The sequence below is a fragment of the Bdellovibrio sp. SKB1291214 genome (genome assembly GCF_002209355.2).
GTDB lineage: Bacteria > Bdellovibrionota > Bdellovibrionia > Bdellovibrionales > Bdellovibrionaceae > Bdellovibrio.
On sequence record NZ_CP106855.1, the window covers coordinates 344,681 to 363,713 of the forward strand.

At 45.2% G+C, this 19,033-nt stretch carries 18 protein-coding genes, 1 pseudogene and 1 riboswitch; of the genes and pseudogenes, 10 read left to right on the plus strand and 9 right to left on the minus strand.

All coding sequences use genetic code 11. From position 1 onward, the window contains the following. Positions 1 to 47 precede the first annotated feature (47 nt). Positions 48 to 4,085, minus strand: coding sequence for a DEAD/DEAH box helicase (locus B9G69_RS01705; RefSeq protein WP_088614212.1), 4,038 nt, complete (start codon positions 4,083 to 4,085; stop codon positions 48 to 50). An 84-nt stretch (positions 4,086 to 4,169) separates the two neighbouring features. On the opposite strand from B9G69_RS01705, the gene B9G69_RS01710 reads away from it, so the two are divergent. The 5 genes and pseudogenes from B9G69_RS01710 (at position 4,170) to B9G69_RS01725 (ending at position 6,107) form a co-directional block, all read left to right on the plus strand. Beyond that, complete coding sequence (locus B9G69_RS01710) at positions 4,170 to 4,577, plus strand: hypothetical protein (RefSeq protein ID WP_088614211.1); 408 nt, start codon at positions 4,170 to 4,172, stop codon at positions 4,575 to 4,577. Positions 4,578 to 4,596: 19 nt separating this feature from the next. Beyond that, a complete protein-coding gene (locus tag B9G69_RS18140; protein ID WP_176400887.1) occupies positions 4,597 to 4,773 on the plus strand; it encodes an MBL fold metallo-hydrolase in 177 nt (58 codons plus the stop codon). Next, on the plus strand, positions 4,758 to 5,381 hold the full coding sequence (locus B9G69_RS01715; protein ID WP_088614209.1) for an MBL fold metallo-hydrolase: 624 nt from the start codon (positions 4,758 to 4,760) through the stop codon (positions 5,379 to 5,381). The genes B9G69_RS18140 and B9G69_RS01715 overlap by 16 nt, the downstream gene beginning before the upstream one ends. Beyond that, a pseudogene (locus B9G69_RS01720) lies at positions 5,339 to 5,645 on the plus strand (alkyl sulfatase dimerization domain-containing protein); the annotation flags it as partial. The gene B9G69_RS01715 and the pseudogene B9G69_RS01720, both read left to right, overlap by 43 nt. Then, positions 5,637 to 6,107 (plus strand): alkyl sulfatase C-terminal domain-containing protein, encoded by a 471-nt coding sequence (locus B9G69_RS01725; protein WP_254917066.1) that lies wholly within the window; start codon positions 5,637 to 5,639, stop codon positions 6,105 to 6,107. The pseudogene B9G69_RS01720 and the gene B9G69_RS01725, both read left to right, overlap by 9 nt. A gap of 39 nt (positions 6,108 to 6,146) precedes the next feature. Here B9G69_RS01725 and B9G69_RS01730 read toward each other — a convergent pair whose 3' ends face one another. The 4 genes from B9G69_RS01730 to B9G69_RS01745 all read right to left on the minus strand — a co-directional run bounded on the left by B9G69_RS01730 (position 6,147) and on the right by B9G69_RS01745 (position 12,443). After that, on the minus strand, positions 6,147 to 8,261 hold the full coding sequence (locus tag B9G69_RS01730; RefSeq protein WP_088614207.1) for a TonB-dependent siderophore receptor: 2,115 nt from the start codon (positions 8,259 to 8,261) through the stop codon (positions 6,147 to 6,149). Further along, a riboswitch (TPP riboswitch) is annotated at positions 8,249 to 8,347 on the minus strand. (Overlaps the previous gene by 13 nt.) A 42-nt stretch (positions 8,348 to 8,389) precedes the next feature. Next, entirely contained in the window at positions 8,390 to 9,670 is a 1,281-nt protein-coding gene (locus tag B9G69_RS01735) for a trans-sulfuration enzyme family protein (RefSeq protein ID WP_088614206.1), read from the minus strand. 129 nt (positions 9,671 to 9,799) lie between these two features. Further along, positions 9,800 to 10,657 carry a hypothetical protein gene (locus tag B9G69_RS01740; RefSeq protein ID WP_088614205.1) on the minus strand — a complete coding sequence of 286 codons (858 nt, stop codon included), beginning with the start codon at positions 10,655 to 10,657 and terminating at the stop codon, positions 9,800 to 9,802. Between the two features lie 85 nt (positions 10,658 to 10,742). After that, on the minus strand, positions 10,743 to 12,443 hold the full coding sequence (locus B9G69_RS01745; RefSeq protein WP_088614204.1) for an NAD-dependent malic enzyme: 1,701 nt from the start codon (positions 12,441 to 12,443) through the stop codon (positions 10,743 to 10,745). A gap of 122 nt (positions 12,444 to 12,565) precedes the next feature. Here B9G69_RS01745 and B9G69_RS01750 point away from each other — a divergent pair, with 122 nt between their 5' ends. After that, entirely contained in the window at positions 12,566 to 13,348 is a 783-nt protein-coding gene (locus B9G69_RS01750) for a substrate-binding periplasmic protein (RefSeq protein WP_088614203.1), read from the plus strand. Here the strand turns inward: B9G69_RS01750 and B9G69_RS01755 are convergent, their stop codons facing one another. Further along, entirely contained in the window at positions 13,349 to 14,158 is an 810-nt protein-coding gene (locus B9G69_RS01755; protein WP_088614202.1) for a hypothetical protein, read from the minus strand. 279 nt (positions 14,159 to 14,437) lie between these two features. Here B9G69_RS01755 and B9G69_RS01760 point away from each other — a divergent pair, with 279 nt between their 5' ends. The 4 genes from B9G69_RS01760 (at position 14,438) to B9G69_RS01775 (ending at position 16,774) form a co-directional block, all read left to right on the plus strand. Further along, complete coding sequence (locus B9G69_RS01760) at positions 14,438 to 14,785, plus strand: hypothetical protein (protein ID WP_265437923.1); 348 nt, start codon at positions 14,438 to 14,440, stop codon at positions 14,783 to 14,785. 110 nt (positions 14,786 to 14,895) lie between these two features. Continuing rightward, on the plus strand, positions 14,896 to 15,684 hold the full coding sequence (locus tag B9G69_RS01765) for a DUF3750 domain-containing protein (RefSeq protein ID WP_254916724.1): 789 nt from the start codon (positions 14,896 to 14,898) through the stop codon (positions 15,682 to 15,684). Between the two features lie 149 nt (positions 15,685 to 15,833). Next, positions 15,834 to 16,229, plus strand: a complete 396-nt coding sequence (locus tag B9G69_RS01770) for a hypothetical protein (RefSeq protein ID WP_088614199.1) — start codon at positions 15,834 to 15,836, stop codon at positions 16,227 to 16,229. A gap of 410 nt (positions 16,230 to 16,639) precedes the next feature. Continuing rightward, entirely contained in the window at positions 16,640 to 16,774 is a 135-nt protein-coding gene (locus tag B9G69_RS01775; RefSeq protein WP_254916723.1) for a hypothetical protein, read from the plus strand. 44 nt (positions 16,775 to 16,818) lie between these two features. Here B9G69_RS01775 and B9G69_RS01780 read toward each other — a convergent pair whose 3' ends face one another. From B9G69_RS01780 to B9G69_RS01790, 3 genes are all read right to left on the minus strand, one after another. Beyond that, positions 16,819 to 17,202, minus strand: a complete 384-nt coding sequence (locus tag B9G69_RS01780; RefSeq protein ID WP_088614198.1) for a nuclear transport factor 2 family protein — start codon at positions 17,200 to 17,202, stop codon at positions 16,819 to 16,821. Positions 17,203 to 17,278: 76 nt separating this feature from the next. Continuing rightward, positions 17,279 to 17,944: a class I SAM-dependent methyltransferase gene (locus B9G69_RS01785; RefSeq protein ID WP_217897652.1), complete on the minus strand. Its 666-nt coding sequence runs from the start codon at positions 17,942 to 17,944 to the stop codon at positions 17,279 to 17,281. 9 nt (positions 17,945 to 17,953) lie between these two features. Further along, the gene (locus B9G69_RS01790) at positions 17,954 to 18,973 is read right to left on the minus strand and encodes a PepSY-associated TM helix domain-containing protein (protein WP_217897651.1); all 1,020 of its coding nucleotides are present in this window, start codon (positions 18,971 to 18,973) and stop codon (positions 17,954 to 17,956) included. Positions 18,974 to 19,033 lie beyond the last annotated feature (60 nt).

The window sequence follows — 19,033 nt, forward strand, 5'->3', positions numbered from 1 at the left end:
CGCACGCCGCCTTTTAAAAATGCTAGAGGCGACGTGCGCAATACCTTTTATTTAAGACCTAACAAGATATCAAAGTCTTCTTTGGACAAGGCGCCACTTGCGTTGCCACCAATATCCGCAGTTGATTCGGCATTTCCAAATAGGTTTTGGAATTTAACGCCTTTGCGGTTCTTTAAAACTTCAATTTTTTCTTCTAAGGATTCATGCATGATATAGCGGAACACTTGTACCGCTTTGCTTTGTCCCAAACGATGGGCACGGTCCGTCGCTTGATTTTCTACCGAGGGATTCCACCATGGCTCTAAGTGGAACACATAGCTTGCCTTGGTCAAATTCAGGCCCACGCCACCCGTTTTTAACGTCATCACCAGCACTGCCCCACCATTCGTGGCGTTGAACTCGGCCAAGATCTTTTGACGTTGAGCCGTTGGAATTCCACCATGCAAAACAAAGACAGGAACACCCGCCTCATGCAACAGGGCAGCGGTACGTTCTAATGTCTGCAAGAACTGGGTAAACACTAAGGCACTTTCACCAGATTCCACGATCTCGCTGATGGACTCTAAAAGAGTTTCCAGCTTTGGTGGAACCTTTTCATATCGAACGTTAGGCAAACCCGCTGGATCAGAACAAGCCTGACGCAAGCGAAGCAAGGCCGTTAACATTTGCAACTGAACGCTCGCCTCACCATTCGTGGTCATCGCCTCTTGAACTTTTTGGTTATAAGACAATGCGATATCACGATAGATCTCCATCTGCTTGTCTTCGAACGCAATGCTCATCTTGGTCTCTTGTTTTTCAGGCAATTGATCCAAGATCTCTTTTTTGGTTCGACGTAACAACAGGGGTTTGATCTTAAGTTTTAGATCATCCATCTCTTCTCGGGTCACCATTTCCGTATTTACAAACTGACGACGGAAATCCTCGATCTTACCCAAACTGCCTGGAACTAAGATATCCACCAATGAATAGAATTCACCATAATGATTTTCCATCGGCGTACCCGTCAGACAGATTTTAAACTGGGCATTCAAAGAACGTGCAGCACTCGTTCGCTTTGTGGTGATATTTTTCAGATTCTGTGCTTCATCGAAAATCAAAGTTTTCCAATGAACTTGGGATAAGAAATCCTCATGCTCCATCAAAAGACCGTATGTCGTGATTAAGACGCAGTCTTGCTTGGTATAAAGTTTTTTACCCAGGCGATCGCGGTCTTTATTGGTGAAGACTTCCAACGGAATGTCGGGCGTGAATTTTTGGACTTCACTTTGCCAATTAAAGATCAAAGAGGATGGAACAACGATGAGAACTTGTCCCAGTTCTTCTTTTACACGCAGGTCCTCAAGGAACGTCAACGTCTGCAAGGTCTTACCAAGACCCATATCGTCCGCCAATAAGGCGCCCAGGCGAAGATTGTAAAGATCCTGCAACCACTGCACACCGTACTCTTGGTAAGGCTTTAATTCAGCTTTTACGGTTTTAGGAATGGTGACAGGACGTGGACCTTGTCCCAGGCTATCATAAAAGTCACAGATCTTTTTCCACTCGTGATCTCCGCGGATACCTACGCCAGATGCACGCAATGCCAAAAGCTCCAAGATCTGATGGCGAGGCAGTTTGTAAACTCTCTCTCCAATTCCGCCCTTAACTTTCGCGTCGGATTTGTGCCCTTGCAGCTTTTTCCAGAAGTTTTCCAAACGGCGCAGGCTTGGCATTTGTTTTTTTGGAACGAGATACAGTTTGCCATCGTATTCGACAACACCACCGCCACCGAACCCCGACATGGCATTAGCGTCGATCTCTTGTCCTTTAAGGAAGAACCTAGGATTTAATTCGAACCAATTAAAATATTTTTCAGCCGCATCGCTGGTTAACAAGAAATCGACCTGGAAGTCGTCCTCGTTCAATTCCTGCAGCGCTTGTCCTTTATAATAAATTTTAAAGCCATGAGGTAATAAAGCCTGCAAGGACTCAATAGTGTCATGAGTGTGTGAAGACTCTTTACGTACATTGGGAAAATGGAATAGGCCCGTGCGCAATGTTGGATCTTTTTCAGGATCACCGTTCCACACCTTAGACAAAAAAGAGGTGCGCGACTTTCGGAATGCATCACCGTTTGTCGTCGCAACAAGACGCTTTAACATCTCATAGATCAAACGGAATTCTCGTTCAACAGCGCCCTCAAGGATCACTTCACCGGATTCAGAATAGAAAGATTCACTGGTCTTTAAGGCCTGAACAGTCTTAGAAACATAGTCATCGAAATAGACCAGGACATTGCGCGAGCAAAGCTCCTGCAAAGTCATATCCCGAGCCAGTACCACACCCGTTCCGCTGACCAGGATGGATTGAATATTATCTTGAAGAAGTTTAAAGATTTCGTCTTCCTCAACTATTCGACCATCAGTCAATTCTCCAGCGAAATACCAATTCAAAGTTTCCAAAGTCAGGTACTGCAACACACCCAAGTGGCGCAGAAGTTTTAAGTCCCAGTCCCGTTTACCACGAGCCCGAGTCGCGACTTCTTTGGCGTCTGTTCCCAAGAAATAAGGCAGGCCTTCTGAAAGTACATGCAAGTACAAGGAGGCACGAGCTGTCCAACCCGAACGTGCCAAGTCCTTTTGACCCATAACACGGGCTTCATGTTGTAAATGAAAGCTGCCTGTCTCCGTTAAGTAAATACCCATCACACTTTGTGAAGCTTCTAAAACTTTCGTTTCGCCTGTAATGTGAACAGGAATTGAACGCGAACGCAGATGTTTCACCATGCGTTTGGCTTCAAGTTCTCCTTCAATTTCAATACGCGGGTACTCTGTCGCTGACAAAGAAAATGCCAAGGCATCACTAGAAACATCCGTCAGAACTTGAACGAACTGGCTCCATTCGCGATACCACGGATGTACAGCCAGGACTCCCTCCTCCGCTTCAAAAGCAAAGGACTCATAAAATGCGAAAGGTTTTTTGCGTTCCGGACTGGTTAACGCAAACTGAGAAATCAAATCAGCTTTTTCAGTAAAATCCACGCGCCATTCGAACTCGCGAGTCATATCGAAATCAATCAACCGAATTGGCAAAGTTTTTAGCGAGTTCTTACCCTGGATGTATGCTTCCAGTTGGCCTTGGTTTACTTTTGTTGCGATATTAGACAAAACCACTTGCATGATTTCTTCGACTTCGCGCAAGCCCTGGCTGATGAATAAATTATCGCGTTGTAAAGTCAAAGGCCACCGATTGAACGCCGATTCCGGCTTTCTTGGCTGAGGCAAAAGATCTTTAGGGACGCTTTTATAAAGGGGATGGCGCAAAATATCTTTGGCACTCACCTGCACGCCATTACTGAAGTTATAACGAACCATTCCCGCGATACGGTTTTGTTCATTCACTTCATTGAAATAGTTCTCAGAATAAGCTGTGAGTTTCCGGCGAAAAACATCTGGCAAGTTCCAAAGTGAGGGAGCGAGGCTTTCTTGTTCTTTAGAAACTTCCAACAAGCGATATGGCTGAGGTGTTTCCGAAAGCAGTGAAGTTAACGTTTCACCTCGCAGGACCGGAGCTTCTTCTATATACAAAGTCACTGATTGCAAAAATCCCGCAGTGTCACCCTCTACGCCCAGGTTTTGACGATTGCGGTTTCGAGGCCCGCGCAGCTCTTCAGATAATTTTTCAATGCGCGGGTCCGCAGGTGTGTCCTCTTCCAAGGTCAGCGCCTGCCAAAGAACAACGTAGGAGGCGAATTGGTGCGCGCATGTGATCTTAGTGTCACCGCGAGTCCCGCAATTATCACAGCGGAAATCAAGAACTCCTGAAGTTTCGTCTTGAAGAATCTTAACTGAACACTTTACGTCTTCCTTACGATCATCCAGAAAAACTTTCAACTGCATCGCACCACTTACGGTGGATTGCATTTCATAACCTTCAAAGGCTCCGTCGGCGATCAGTTCCAAACCTTCGGCGAACTCACGCTGCTCCCCAACAGGAACGCGTTCGCTAGGATGACGAAGTTGAGCAACATTTTGAAGACTCAGTGGAGCAAGAAACACGCATTGTCCTTTGTCAATTAGGCCCATCGAATGGGCATCGAACATTATGGGTGATTTTTCGCACAATGTCCATAGCAGAATGGCTCTGTTCTACGTGCCTGCGTAGAATTAAATTTCTAGGAGGAAATCATGACAAAATTTTTGAGCGCTTCTGCTCTCAGCGCCACTGTATTGGCTTTGACCATGCCTTTTGCCTCGGCGGCAGAATTATCTGAAGGCAAAGCAACGGAAACCACCAGAAAAGTGAATCAACGTTATATCCAAATGCTCGACTTCAATAATCGGGAAGATTTTGAGTTTGCAAACAAAGGTTTCATCGCGACGCTAGATAATCCCATCGTTAAAAGCTCTAACGGCAAAATAGTCTATGATCTGAGTGCTGCTGATTTTACTAAAGATAAAAATCCACCAGACACGGCGAATCCAAGCCTTTGGAGACAATCGCAATTAACTGGCATTCACGGACTTTTTAAAGTCACTGATAAAATCTATCAGATCCGCGGCTTTGATATCTCGAACATGACCTTAATCGATTGATCCACTCATCAGTACGGAAGTGGCGGCGGCAGGCCTTAAGCTCGCTAATGAAAAATTAGGAAAACGTCCCGTCAAAGCCTTGATTTACACACACAGCCACGGTGATCACTTCGGAGGAGCCGCCGGTGTCATCACAGAGGCAGAAGCGAAAAAATCCAAATCCTCGCCCCCGAAGGGTTTATGGAAGAGGCCGTGAGTGAAAATCTTTTCGCCGGAAATGCGATGAGCCGCCGCGCTCAATATATGTATGGCTACGGCTTAAAAAATGGACCCACTGGAAACCTTGGCACGGGTTTAGGCCCCATCGGCTCTAATGGAACTATTGGATTGATCCCTCCCAATAAGCTGATTAGAAAAACGGGAGAAAAAATGACCATTGATGGTGTGGAAATGGTTTTTCAAATGGCACCCGGCACGGAAGCGCCGTCTGAAATGATGTTCTATTTCCCTCAATTAAAAGCCCTCTGTTTATCAGAAGATGCCACTTCAACCATGCACAATCTTTATACATTACGGGGCGCAAAAGTTCGCAGTCCCCTTGTTTGGGCCACCGCTTTAAGTACAACCCTTGATATGTTTGGAGATAGAGCTGACGTGTCTTTTGCTTCCCATCACTGGCCACGTTGGGGAAATGCGAAAGTGAAAGAGCACATCACTAAGCAACGTGATATGTATAAATTCATCAAGATCAAACCCTCCGTTTGGCAAACAAAGGTTACAATGCTGAAGAGATTGCTGAAAAAATCCAGCTACCAGATTCATTGGCCAAAGAATTTTATAATCGCGGCTACTATGGAACTTTAAGCCACAATATCAGAGCAACAACTCTATCTCGGATTTTATGACGGAAATCCAGCGACTCTTCATAAACATCCGCGCACCGTGACTGCGCAGAGATATGTTGATGCCATGGGCGGAGCAAACAAGGTTATAAAACTTGGGCAAGAAGCATTTGACCGAGGCGATTATCGTTGGACGGCAGAACTGGTAAATCATGTGGTTTACGCTGATCCAAATAATACCAAAGCAAAATCACTCCAAGCGGCAGCCCTAGAACAGATGGGATTCCAAAGTGAGAGCGGTCCTTGGCGCGATGTCTATTTGAGCGGTGCTGCAGAACTTCGCGGTCAGACTAAAAAATCAGGAGTTCCCCTGGTTGATCCCGTTACTTTACCACTGGCGTTGTTGATTGAATACACGGGTCTGCGATTAGATCCTGCAAAAGCGAATGGGATAACGAAGCGTATTGGGCTCAACACAACAGACACGAAAGAAAAATATACTTTGGTTTTAAACAACTCCGTTCTTAGCCTTCAAAAGCCCACTCAGGGAGAAAAGCTAGATGCCACTTATTCCCTCAAATCCCGCGAAATTGGCGAGATTTTGGGAACTGGAAAAAATGCAGGAAGTTTTAAAGGCTTGGGAGAAATCGCGGGAATGCTTGATCATTTTGATCCAGCATTTAGTTTAGTCACTCCGGTTGAAGAAACGAAGGACCGTGATGACCGCATGGCGAGTGCCGAAGACTAATCAACCAGAAAAGGACGGGAGATACCCGTCCTTTTTTTATTATATCTCCGCTTGAAGACTTAAAAGAAATGTTCTGTCAGCGCCCGGATACAGATAGACATGACCGTACTGAGTTGGAGATTCTCTCCAATATTTTTTATCTAAGACATTCTCGACTAAAAGCTCTGTCTTAAGTGGAATCGAATTCCATTTCGTTTTATAACCAGCACCCGCATCCCAACAAACCCAACCTGGAATGATCATCGAATTGTCTGCCAGCACGGCCCGCTCCCCCTCATAGCTTGCGCGAGCCTTCAGAGAAAGTGCACTCGCCCATGGAGTTAAATATTCTGCACCGATACGCAAAGTGCTGTTTGGAATATTTATGGCTCTTTTGCCATTGAGACCTGGAGTTTGCATACTGCCTTCGCGGCGTGTTTCAAGAAGCATCCCCGCTATATTCCAGTTCCAACGTTGAATGGTGTGACTCAGTTCTGCCTCTACACCACGATGGATATCGCTACCATCCACGCTGTAGAGCGGTGCTTGATCCGTCACCACGGGACGACGAATCTCAAACAGTGCTAAACTCCAAGCGGTTCCCCGTCCACCACGGAAACCCACTTCATATTGATCTGATTTGACGTCCGATAAAAACTGGCCGGGATTGCTGTATGTATTCCGATTCGGAGTGACAAATGATTCCGCGCCTTCAGCATAGCTGACATAAGCCATCCAACTTTCAAACTGATAAGACAAGGCCGCCCACGGGAGCACGAAACTTTGATAATATTCTGTTGCACGACTCCCATCTGTGCGCACACTGCTGCGGCCGATGCCATTCCAACTAAGACCAAACCACGCTGTTGCTTGGTACCACTTTATCGCATCGGAGGTAAATATCTGCAGATTGTCGGCATCACGATCTGTGCTCTCATCATTTAAGGTGGTATTGCTTGGAACAGTGGCCGTGCCGTCGATCTTACCCTCTCCCACATAGTTATAAGCTTGCTTTTGATAGCGTTCGCGGCTTTTCCAGCCCATAACACCCACGTTCCAACTATGATTCACGAATCCAGTTTGAAACTGCCCATCCAAAGAAGCTCGTGCCGCCACAGTATCACGCTTTTCGTTTTCACTGCGATAATCATAAAAATCAAATGTGCCATCTGAACAATAACGATCGTAATTCCCATCCTTGGTACACCCAAATGGATAAGCCAAATGATCATTATTCTCCAAGGACTGCAGGCCCAGTGTGAAGGAGCTGTTGAGTTTTTCACTGAGGGGCTGGCTGTAACGCAAAGTCGTCGTTGCCGCCGTAAAATTCACCGGCTGCGACCAAGTTTGATTGTTCAAATTCAGATTTGGATTTTGCACTTCAGGTAACTTCGATCCTAACAAACTCATTCCCGGTTGACTGGGTTGAGAGCGTTTTGAAAGCTCAATTTCCCACTGCAAAAGCCCCTGAGTTTCGAGACGCACATCGAAAGCTGCTGCGATCATCGAGCGATGTCCGAAAGCATCTTGCAGATGAGGTGAAAGATATTCGTAACCTGCATTCACGCGATAACTGACATGATCATTTTCATTAAAAGTTCCTCCAGCATCAGCTGTGACCCTAGCTCCCCCAGAGTCATTGATGTCCATGCGGGTGTTTAATAACGATTTTCCTGTGGGTCTTTTCACCAGATAATGAACCACGCCCCCTGGAGCACTCACCCCGGATTGAATTCCTGATAGGCCCTTTAAGACCTGAATACTGTCTTTATTTTCAAGGGGTATCGAAGTTTCTGCATTGATCGGAAGGCCTTCCCGGCGAAAACTATTTCGATTATCTAAAGTATAACCACGAATGGAAATCATATCCCAGTAGCCCGTGGCATTGTAACTATCCGTCAGAGAAGAGTCGAGTGTCGTTAAATCTGCCAGACGTAAAATCTGATTTTTCTCCAAGGTCTTATGGTCGTAAGAACTGGATGAAACGGGAACGTCCTCCAGCGCAAAACTTTCGAATCCCAGGACCGATGCATTCGAGTCGGATTCTGCCTGAACCTGAATTGCCTCTAAAGATGTTGTTGAATCTGGTGTTTGTGCACCAGCGATCGAGCCCGTAAGGACTAAAAATAAGACGACTCCAGCAATGCCAGAGTGCGAACAGTGGACTGTTTTCATTGCGTTTCCTTCGCGAGCATTATCTCGTCAGGTTCAAAGGGTATATCTCAGCCGCCACCCCAGTGACAGCACCCCTAGCTATGCTGAGCTTTATGTCGGAAACCTAAAGCTCGGTCAACAGTTATGTATTAGATGCGTTTCAAAGCGTCTTCAAGATCTCCGATAATGTCTTTTACATTTTCAAGGCCGATACTTAGACGAATCGCGCGCGGATCGATATTACTTTCAACACGCTTGTCCTCTGGAATCGCTGAATGAGTCATAAACCCCGGAACTTCAATCAATGTTTTTGTAAGCCCCAAAGAAACCGCCAAAGTGATTGAGTAAGAATTCTGTGCAATATCATCGACAAATTTCTGACAGCGTTTCATATCGCCTTTGAGTTGAAAGGAAATCATGGTCCCCGGTGCAAACTTGTTTTCTGGAGAAACTAAGTACTTGCGAGCCAATTTATGCTGCGGATGAGACTTCAATCCTGGATAAGTGACACTTGCGACTTTGGGATGTTTTTCTAAGAACTGAGCGACTTTCAAAGCAGTTGTCTGCTGTTGTTCGAAACGAATGGCCTGAGTGGAAATACCGTAAACCAAAATATGCCAAGCCGAATACGGATGAATGATGGCACCAAAGTCTTTACGAGCGACGCGCAATTGTCCCTCAAAAGCTTTCGGTGCGATAACAGCGCCCCCCATTTCAGTTCCAAAGCCTGAAATATTTTTCGTCAAACTTTGAATCACGAAATCAATTCCCCACTCTAAGGGACGCAAAGACCAAGGTGTTGCGAAAGTATTATCGACAACTGTATAGATGCGATTGTCTGATTTACGTTTCTTGTTGGCCGTTTTTACCATCTCGGTGATCTTTTCCAGATCGGCAATCTCAAGAATAGGATTTGAAACTGATTCGAAATAGACAACGCGGGTTTTTGGATCTTTAAGTTCTTTTTCTAAAGTCTTAAAGTCATTCACATCGATCAAGGAATTTTCCACTCCCAAACGCGGCAACCAATTCGTGATCAAACTGTAAGTGCAACCGTAAAGAGTTTTATGGGCGACAATTTTTTGACCGCTCTTAACCAAAGACATGATTGTCGAAGAAATCGCTCCCATCCCGCTGCCAAAGGTGACGGCGCTTTCGCCTTTTTCTAGAATCGCTAATTGATCTTCAAGCATTTTTGTCGTTGGCTCTTCCAAACGATCATAGATCCAGATCGGTTTGTCTTTCTGATGGGGGCCGGCAAAGCTGCTAAAACCCTCTGCTCCGCGAGTCAGCGACCCCAGACGGAAGGTTGTCGAAGCCGTCATCGGAGGAATCAAGTGATGTGAAAACTCCCAAGATTCGGAAAGCATTTCACCGTGAATGGCTTGCGTACGTGGCGATAATTTTCTGCGAGCGGACTTTTTAGTCACGATTCCCCCTCTATAACTCAAGTATTGAAACTAGAGCATAGGTTCTAGGGAACTGGAACAGATGACTTCAGGCGGTAACGCTCGGAGCCATCTTCAAATCTTATTAGACAGGTTAGAAGGATTCATTCGTTAACTAGCCCGGTCCGCAAGCAGATTCAGGCAGCGATTCAGAATAGTGGCGCGAATATTTTCGCGGTGTTTTACAAACTCCGGAAGCTGGGTGTTCTGCACGATTTTATAAAGCTGAACCACGCGCAGAAGTTCAATCAAACGTGGCTTTTCCGGTCCTCGCGATAGCGGATACTTTGGCATTTCCAGGTTTTCTTCGGCGGCTTCCATCACCGCCATCGTCCAGGTGATCTCTGTTTGGGTGAGGTAAATAGAGGGAATTGTCAGGGGACGATCTTGACGCTGTTGTTCTTCGACGATCAGCTGCGCATTCAAATAACGAAGCTCCCCTACTATGCGAGTCATTTCGGCGTCATGAGTTTTACCGTAAAGTTTAAAAACCGTTTTTCCCCAAGCATCACAAAAATCATCAAACTGAATATTGGATGATTTTTCAAACAATGGAGGGTTCGTAATATAATTTAAAGTTTTAGTGATGACATCCTCAGCGATCACGGCACTTGTATACTTACCACCCACGCGCAAAAGATGGTGAGTCCAACTGGCAAGTGAAAGCAAAGAACGATTGTCTATGGAAGCATTTCTAAAATTCAGATGAAAATCTTCAAACATCACCGAAGGCAAGGGCGCATTCAGCATTTGATCTAAAGCACTTTTACTCCGCTGGTGTTTTGGGAGCTCATAATAACCATTTAATTTACGTTGGAATTTTTCAAAAGTCTCGTCCCAAAGACCTTCACTCTGACAAGCTTTATAAAGCTGAAAAGCTTTTGCTTGAGAAGGCTCGGCCTCATCAAGCAATGAATTAATTCTCTCAACTAACGTTCGCGGAAACGAGTGCCAAAGTTCATGAATCATATAGATCCACTATACTCGTAATTACACCGAATTTCCGGTTTCTCTTTTTTGACGAACTTCTAGACAGAGCGCGAGCCCCAAGGATTTAAGTCGCTGCTCGATGTCGATAAGTTCGGTACTCAGGTTTCCAAAAGTTGTTGTGGATTGCAGTGAGCAAATCCTCTTCGGAAGTGACGATGGCTACGCCTTCCGCTTGGGCCACTTTGCCAACTCTAAAAGCAATCTCGACAGAGACTGACGAAATGTCCTTAAGTTCTGGAAGGAGCACTCCGTCGCCTGATACGGCCATCGGTGAACAATCTGCCAAGGCTTCGCTGGCTGCCATCATCATGGCGTCAGTGACTCTACGGGCCCCGGAGGCAATTACGCCAAGTCCCACACCTGGGAAGATGTACGAGTTGTTACACTGAGCGATCGGATAGATTTTCTCATTAAATGCCACCGGTGCAAAAGGGCTGCCCGTAGCAACCAGCGCCGCACCTTCAGTCCAACGGATAATGTCTTCGGGAAGGGCTTCCACTCGGGACGTCGGATTTGAAAGAGGCATTACGATGGGACGTGCACAATGACTGTGCATCAAACGAATGATCTCTTCTGTGAAAAGTCCCGGCTGCGCCGAAGCACCAATCAAAACCGTCGGCTTTGCATGGCGGACTGTTTCAAGCAAGGAGATCTCGCCCTCTGGCAAACCCCAGGATTGGATACGATCTGTCGGTTGAGTCAAAGGAGATTGAAAGTCCAAAAGATTGGGCATTTTGTCAGTTAGTAAACCGTACCGATCAATCATGAACACGCGACTTCGAGCTTCCGAGTCTGACAAGCCTTCTTGCTTCATACGAGCCACGATTTGTTCGGCGATTCCACAACCTGCTGAACCGGCTCCTAAAAAGACAACCGTCTGGTCACGCAATTGACCACCGGCCGCGCGGCTGGCAGCGATAAGACTTCCCACAACAACGGCTGCTGTGCCTTGAATATCATCATTAAAGCAGCAAATTTCATCGCGATAACGTTTCAACAAAGGTGAAGCATTTTTTTGCGCAAAATCTTCGAACTGCAAAAGCACGTCAGGCCAACGACGTTTGACGGCCTCGATAAAAGCATCCACAAACTGATAATATTCATCGCCAGAAATACGCGGATGCTTCCATCCCATATATAAAGGATCGTTGATCAATGTTTGATTGTTGGTTCCAACATCCAAAACCACCGGCAATGTGTAAGCAGGGCTCACTCCCCCACAAGCCGTATAAAGGGAAAGTTTACCGATTGGAATTCCCATCCCTCCGATGCCCTGGTCACCCAAGCCAAGTATACGCTCGCCGTCAGTGACCACGATCACTTTTACTTTTTGCTTTGTTACGTTACGAAGCATTTCATCAATACGATCACGATGAGGGTAGGAAATAAAGAGACCACGGTGGGCACGATAAATTTCAGAAAAATGCTCGCACGCTTCGCCGACAACGGGAGTGTAAATAACCGGAAGCATTTCAGTAATGTGTCGGACTACCAAATGGTAAAACAGCGTTTCGTTCGTATCCTGAAGATGGCGAAGAAAAACATGGCGATCTAAGTTATTTTTGATGTTGCTAAATTGACTGTAAGCACGAGCAGCTTGCTCTTCGATCGTTTCGACGTGTTCTGGTAAAAGTCCATGAAGATTCAGATTCGATCGCTCTTCATCGGTGAAAGCACTCCCCTTATTCAACAAAGAGATATCTAAAAGAAACGTTCCTGAATAAGGAATATAAACCGGGCGCTTATTGGAATTATCTGTGTCCATGGACGCATCTTAGTACGATCAATATCGGTTGTACATCTGTTATAAAACCGATGATGTCTCGTATAACAAATGACTAATAAATTCTTGTATAATTACCCAAAAATCTGCGCTAACTTAATGTGATGATCTTTTCGCGTTCAATTGTACTAGTTCTGGCATTGCTTACCTCACTTGTTTCCAAGGCGGAAACCATCACGCTTAATGGAGAAGACGACTGGGCGCCGTATTCTTCAGCATCTAAAGACTATAAAGAAGTTGTGGGCCTCGCTCCCGACATCGTACGTGCGGCTTTTAAGTCACAAGGTATAGATGTTATTATTCGCCCGATGCCATTTACTCGTTGTATGAACGAGGTGGACAAAGGCACATCCCTCGGCTGCTTTGACACTCTGATCAATAAAGACACAAAAGATAAGTATATCTTCCACCCTACGGCTTTGTTTCAGGCCGATATGTTGATCTATGGTCGCATTGATGAAAAGACCGGTTTAAAGCTTGAAGACCTTGAAGGCAAAACAGTCGGAACAACTTTGGGCTATACCTACCCGTCCGTTTTTCTAAATAATAAAAAAATTCTAACGGAAAATGGTCCCACAGAAACGTCACAGCTTCAAAAAGTAGCTGCCGGCCGTGTTCGTTACGCGATTTTGTGGGGACTGACGGCAGAGAGTATTTTTAATAAGCATCCTGAGCTTAAAAAGAAGGTCAAATTGGTTGGCCGTATTTCACGCGATAATCTGTACGTGAACTTCTCCAAAACGCACAAAGATGGCGCGAAATACGCAGCCATCTTTGAAAAGGGACTTCAAACTATCATTTCAAACGGGACGTACCTTAAAATCGAGGACGAATTCCGTAAGAAACATCCCGATGCAGAGCACCCTCGCAAGGGCGCTCGCCTTTAACTAGTTCAAGTTACCCAAACGAGCCAAAGCTTTTTGTTGTTTCGATTTAGCATCGCTCAACTTTTGGCGTTTTTGATTCAATTTATCTTGAAGCTGTTTTCTCTTCTCGATGTTCATTTGTGCTTTTCTATTGTGTTGCTCAGCTTTTGACAAAGCGGCTGCGGTTTGTTGCTCTAACTTTTTAGATTCACGCTCATAGTTCATGCGAGCTTTTAGGAAATCCGCATCTGTCTTTTTAAGCATGGCAGCTGCTTGACGCTCTTCATTTTTCGCGCGAGCCAGTTTTGCTTGCTCTGTTTTAAGAGCTGCATTCGTACGAGCCATTTCACCTTGAGTAGCTTTCATCGCCGCCGTCATTTGCAACTTTTTATCATTTGCTTCGTCACGGTCCGCACGGGCTTTGCTCAATTTATCATTTACACGAGCCAACTTATTGCGAGCATCGTTTTCTTGGGAGTCCATTTTTTCAATCTGTTTGCGCATAGTGATCGTCTCGCCAATTAAACGCGTCGTTTGCTTAGAGTTTCTTTCAGCCTCCGCTTGCAAACGCTTAATTTCACGACGTGTGCGTTGAGTTGTTTCTTTGTGGTCACGTGTACGACCATCAAAATCTGATTTTGCAGCGCTTAACTCAGACTGCGTTTGCTCTAAACCACCTTGTGCTTCATCCAAGTTTGCGAAAGCGCTTTCCACGTCCGATTGCGCGTCGATAGCATTATCTTTTTCCATGGAAGATGCGTGAGCACTTGTTGCACCCATAATCATCATCAAAACAGAGGCTGCGAATAGTTTTGTATAACGTTTAGACATAAATGGTTCCTTATTAAGGTTGATAGGCACATCTATCCATTTTCTGTGCCGAGGGGTCCTCGTCGTCTAATTTGCAGCTGATCGTTTGGGCGCCCTCTAAACCGGGAAATCCTTTCCAAAAAGAACGACAATTTAGGCACCCACTTATTGCCACCTGCTGGGGACGCCTGATGTCCCTATGATTATCGGCATTTAAGCCCTCCATTACGCCGTTGTTAGTACACCAAAGAAATAGATCATCCTAACCTCAGCCTCACATCAATATATAAAGGAGTACCTATGAAGCATGCCCTCGCAGGATTACTAACCATCCTCATCACACCTTCCGCATTCGCCACAATGTATACGTGCAGTTTTACGGAGCCCTTTCAGCAAGTGACATACGATACCCAAACCCACGAATTGGGACTGACCCGTCCTAGTGAAGAATATGTGACGTGGCCATCAACCCACACGACCAGCGGAAACTTCCTGACGGCTAAATCCATCAACGGCGAAGTAAAACTTCGCATTCAGCTAAATAAAAATGGCTCTGATGGAATGTCTGATCATATTTATCAGTACGAAGGAATTTGGAACGGACAGGTTGGCGGTTGCGATTCCAATCAAACTCCACGCCCTGAATAATAATATCACTTAAGTTTTCAAGGTAGGCGCGGGTTTTGTGGCCTACCTTGGTCTGTCTTGCAGTGCTCTGCACCTGTTGCTTTCGCTAAATTTCGTTTATTCTTATCTGCATGAAAATGAAATCCGCATTAATCATGGGCGTCCTATTTTTTAAATCATTGCTGGTGGAAGCGAACGATTGGAGAACTGCAGATCGCAGCTCCATTGGTATTGCTCCCACGCCTCAAGAGGACCCGCGGGCGATTGTGCAAATTTATTCTGCGCGAACCTATGGTTTTAAGGGCAACTTGGCTGTTCACTCGTGGATCGCCTATAAGGAAAAACACGGCGCCGAATGGAATGTCTATGAAGTGATTGGCTATTATGCGGATCGGGGCTTTCCGGTTATTCGCCAAACTCACCGCCAACCTGATCAACGCTGGTTTGGCAACGAGCCTTCTTTACACATGGATGTTCGCGGTGAAGCGGCGGAAAAAATGATACCTGATTTGATTAAGGCCATCGAAAGTTATCCTTATCCCCACTCCTACAGAATTTATCCAGGCCCGAACAGCAATACTTTCGTATCTTATGTGATGAGAAACACACCTGGAATCTATACGGACTTACCACCTCATGCGATCGGTAAAGATTGGATTGGCAAAGGCCAACCAGTGGGCATCACTGAATCAGGTACTGGCGTTCAATTTTCGCTGTTTGGATTATTAGGGGCAAGTATTGGGCTGGCAGAAGGCATCGAGCTTAATTTATTGGGTATGAGTTTCGGAATTGATTTCGCCCGACCGGCGCTAAAGCTGCCATTTGTCGGGCGCTTAGGAATGTCTGATAAACCTGTATTTAATACGACGGAGCCGTCAGCACCCTTGTCGTCACACTCGCCGCCGGCGTCGAATAATTAAAGGCACTGCCACTTCATGTTGGCTCGCCCCTCGCACCGTAGGAGGTGTCAATTTTTGTGACACCTTTTCCAGTTTTTCATTGAACTGACTTCTTTACCTCCTTTAGGAAAATCTGCAGTATAAAAAAAGCCTCTACTTTTGAGGTGATTATGAAAACGATATCTCTGCTAACTGCTGCAATCATCATGACGACCGTTACATCGCAGGCAAGAACTTTATCCTGCACAGGTATCGATAAAAACGGCAGCAAAGTCAGCGTTCAAGTCTCTTTGAACAATGGAGTGTCTTTTGATTATAAAACCGAAAAGACAAAAGCAAAAAGTTCGGAAGATTACGCAGATGTGTGGACTTCAGATGTTGGCTCTTACAATTTGGCCGAAGACTCAAACGAAAAATCCATCACGGGTTCTTTAGGTTCACGTGGTGAGAAATGGGCAAAGTTAACTTTGGGTGATTTAGGTAAAGCCAATTCCACTCTGGAATATGACGAAAATGATTCCGGGTACGAGTACAGCAACTCTGTTAGTAAGATGATTTGCCGTTAATTTTCCAATTAAAGTATCTGCTCTAAAACACTCAAGCCCGGCTCTGCGCCTGGCTTTTTTTTATTTCGTGTGTCGCACCAAAGACACACATATCAAGATTTCGTAAACAAGTTCGTCGGATTTAAATAATTTCTCTGGACCTTGTTCTGGAATATCTCGGCCTTGAATTCTCATGTCGAAGCGCAATTGATAAAGTATAGAGACGCTAAAGTTATGGGTGCTTGTACTATTTCAGAAAATCCGCTTTCTAACTACGCGAAATTTCTCGTGTGAAAATCCGATAGGATGCTTGCCGAACAAGGGTTCGTCTCAAGATGAGAATACGGAGCATTTTTACCGGTTTAGCTATCGAGAAAATTACAAAAAAAGAAGAGAATATAACAAGAACAGAGCCGCACGGGGGAGATGGAATGGCAAAAGTAAGAGTAAAAGGTTTTCTAGCTCTCTCTGCTTTGTATCTTTTCGTTTGCTTGTTCTATTCAAACTGTACTGTTCGCGAAGAATCACATACACCAACTCAACTCGGCGGCACCGTCGGAAGATAAAAAAAGAGCAGCTAGGCTGCTCTTTTTTAGTTCGTGAATTCCATTTACATCGTATAGAAAAATTCTTCTTTCACGATCTTACCGTCTTTCACCGTATAGACTCCAACTTCTTGCATCTGCCAATTTTTCGAAGTTCTTTTATCGGTGGCATCATATTTAAAATGAATTGCGAAACGATCCCCTAATGGATAAGGTCCATCCACTTGGGCCGAATGCACTTCCATGGTTTCTTCCCACTGTTTATTTTTTTTCAGCGCGTTGTCGATGCCGCTTGCGTAGGCTGGCATATCGGGTGTTTCAGCAGCTTCCTGACTTTCAATATTTTCTGCATACAGAGTTTTGACCGCTTCAACGACTTTATTCTGCTTGCAAAAATCGACCAATTTTTTACCGACGGCAAGAGTGTCTTGCTGAGTTTGATTATTCATAAGACCTCCTTTTGTGGTTGCAACCTTAGTCTACGCTCACAAAAGGAGTTTAAAAGTACTGATTCAGTCCAGAATATTACAAACGGATAGAGATTTCGTGAGCTGGATATCTTTCGCCTCTGCGGGTGTGAATCGGCGCAGATACATATCCGTTACTCGCCGAACGCAGATAACTCAGAAAGCTCTCTAGGCCCTCATGATTGGTATTGTCGCTAGCTATGATACCGCCGGACCGTACTTTAGATTCCATCAATTTCAAAACGTCCATATACATGCCTTTAGGCCCATCTAAAAAAAGCATATCGATGTTATTCGGTGAATTCTCTTTAAGAGTTTGCAGAGCATCCCCCACACGGAACTCCACAAATCCAACCAAGCCAGCTTCCGTCAGATTGGTTTTCGCTCTTGCTACCTTCTCAGGGTGAAATTCTGTAGTGATCACTTTTCCACCACCATTGTCTTTGACAGCAGCTGCTAAATAGATTGTAGAAACACCGAAGGACGTTCCAAACTCAACGATCGTTTTAGAATTGTTCGTGCGTGCAATGGAATACAAGAGATTACCGAATTCCATACCAATCGCCATGTAAACGCCACGCATGGCGCGATAGAATTCTTCCTGAGTTGCCGTTTCAGGCAAAGCCATGGCCTCTTGACGATTTGTGGCATCGTTTTCGGCTGAGTCCTTATACAATTTTGCTAAAATATTTTGGACTTGTTCAGTTGCAAGAGATGATTTCATGATTGATCCTTACCTTACCCTTTTCATCGCGGGTTTGCTTTTCTTGAGCCAAATATAAATTCCTGAAAAATAGAATGCCAAAGGCAATAGGCCCGCCAGGAACATAACGAGCTGACCGATCTCGCCCCAGAATTTTCCTGAGTGAAGGTTAAAATTATAGTTTCTAAAGGAAACTTTTTGTTCCGTGGGAGGCGACAAAACATAGTCATCAATGTTCATTTGGCGATCTGCCACTTTCACCGTTCCCTTGCGCACATCAATCATCGCTGTCATGGGGCGCTGAAGTAAATCGGCTGATCTCAGGGATTCATCGATTTTATTAAAATCGAACAACGGTTTTGCTTCCTTTTGCTCGATCGCCTGACGGGGCTTACCTGCGCCGAACCAATCCGGACGCGCAATCACCAGTCCTGTAAATGTCGACATCAACAAAAGCCCGGCAGTGTATATTCCCGTGAGCCTATGAAGTTCATAGTTCTTAATAAAAAAACTTTTCAGAGGACGCATCGTAAAGGCTCTTTTAAATTGTCCATTCTTGGGCCACCACAAATAAATCCCCGATATCAAGATCAGCATCATGAATATCGCGCCAACAGCGGCAATCGTTTTTCCGGTTCCGCCCATGAATAGATCGTGATGAAAGCGAAATATAAATCCCACGAATGATGTCGCAAAATTATAGCTGCCTTTAAATTCGTTCGTTGTTAAATCTACGAAGGCTTTCACCCGACGGCGCTCTTTCCCGCTAGGTATATCAAAGGTCAACACAGCATTGCCATAAGCAGATTCCGGGATCACAACAGACCTAGGCAACTTGTCTGTTTGAAGGGCCTCTTGCGCTGACTTGATCAATGCTCCCAGGGACTGAGGGTGCGCAGAAGAGTGCGCAGAAATATATAGATTTGGATTGATCATCTCGTCCACCGCATCGCCATAGACAAGAACGCTGCCGGTGATTCCCAGCAAAGCGAAATACAAACCAACTACAATTCCAAACCAGCGATGGCACCAAACGAAAGCTTTCTTCATCGAGGGTGGATTTAGAAAAGTTCTTGTCCTATGGCAATGAGAAGAGCTTTCAACACGGTT

What these genes read in the sequence shown, in the direction of transcription:
- B9G69_RS01705 (WP_088614212.1), bottom strand. Translation starts at nt 4,085, where the DNA reads ATGTTCGATGCCCATTCGATGGGCCTAATTGACAAAGGACAATGCGTG.
- B9G69_RS01710 (WP_088614211.1), top strand. Translation starts at nt 4,170, where the DNA reads ATGACAAAATTTTTGAGCGCTTCTGCTCTCAGCGCCACTGTATTGGCT.
- B9G69_RS01715 (WP_088614209.1), top strand. Translation starts at nt 4,758, where the DNA reads ATGGAAGAGGCCGTGAGTGAAAATCTTTTCGCCGGAAATGCGATGAGC.
- B9G69_RS01725 (WP_254917066.1), top strand. Translation starts at nt 5,637, where the DNA reads ATGGGATTCCAAAGTGAGAGCGGTCCTTGGCGCGATGTCTATTTGAGC.
- B9G69_RS01730 (WP_088614207.1), bottom strand. Translation starts at nt 8,261, where the DNA reads ATGAAAACAGTCCACTGTTCGCACTCTGGCATTGCTGGAGTCGTCTTA.
- B9G69_RS01740 (WP_088614205.1), bottom strand. Translation starts at nt 10,657, where the DNA reads ATGATTCATGAACTTTGGCACTCGTTTCCGCGAACGTTAGTTGAGAGA.
- B9G69_RS01745 (WP_088614204.1), bottom strand. Translation starts at nt 12,443, where the DNA reads ATGGACACAGATAATTCCAATAAGCGCCCGGTTTATATTCCTTATTCA.
- B9G69_RS01750 (WP_088614203.1), top strand. Translation starts at nt 12,566, where the DNA reads ATGATCTTTTCGCGTTCAATTGTACTAGTTCTGGCATTGCTTACCTCA.
- B9G69_RS01755 (WP_088614202.1), bottom strand. Translation starts at nt 14,158, where the DNA reads ATGTCTAAACGTTATACAAAACTATTCGCAGCCTCTGTTTTGATGATG.
- B9G69_RS01760 (WP_265437923.1), top strand. Translation starts at nt 14,438, where the DNA reads ATGAAGCATGCCCTCGCAGGATTACTAACCATCCTCATCACACCTTCC.
- B9G69_RS01765 (WP_254916724.1), top strand. Translation starts at nt 14,896, where the DNA reads ATGAAAATGAAATCCGCATTAATCATGGGCGTCCTATTTTTTAAATCA.
- B9G69_RS01770 (WP_088614199.1), top strand. Translation starts at nt 15,834, where the DNA reads ATGAAAACGATATCTCTGCTAACTGCTGCAATCATCATGACGACCGTT.
- B9G69_RS01775 (WP_254916723.1), top strand. Translation starts at nt 16,640, where the DNA reads ATGGCAAAAGTAAGAGTAAAAGGTTTTCTAGCTCTCTCTGCTTTGTAT.
- B9G69_RS01780 (WP_088614198.1), bottom strand. Translation starts at nt 17,202, where the DNA reads ATGAATAATCAAACTCAGCAAGACACTCTTGCCGTCGGTAAAAAATTG.
- B9G69_RS01785 (WP_217897652.1), bottom strand. Translation starts at nt 17,944, where the DNA reads ATGAAATCATCTCTTGCAACTGAACAAGTCCAAAATATTTTAGCAAAA.
- B9G69_RS01790 (WP_217897651.1), bottom strand. Translation starts at nt 18,973, where the DNA reads ATGAAGAAAGCTTTCGTTTGGTGCCATCGCTGGTTTGGAATTGTAGTT.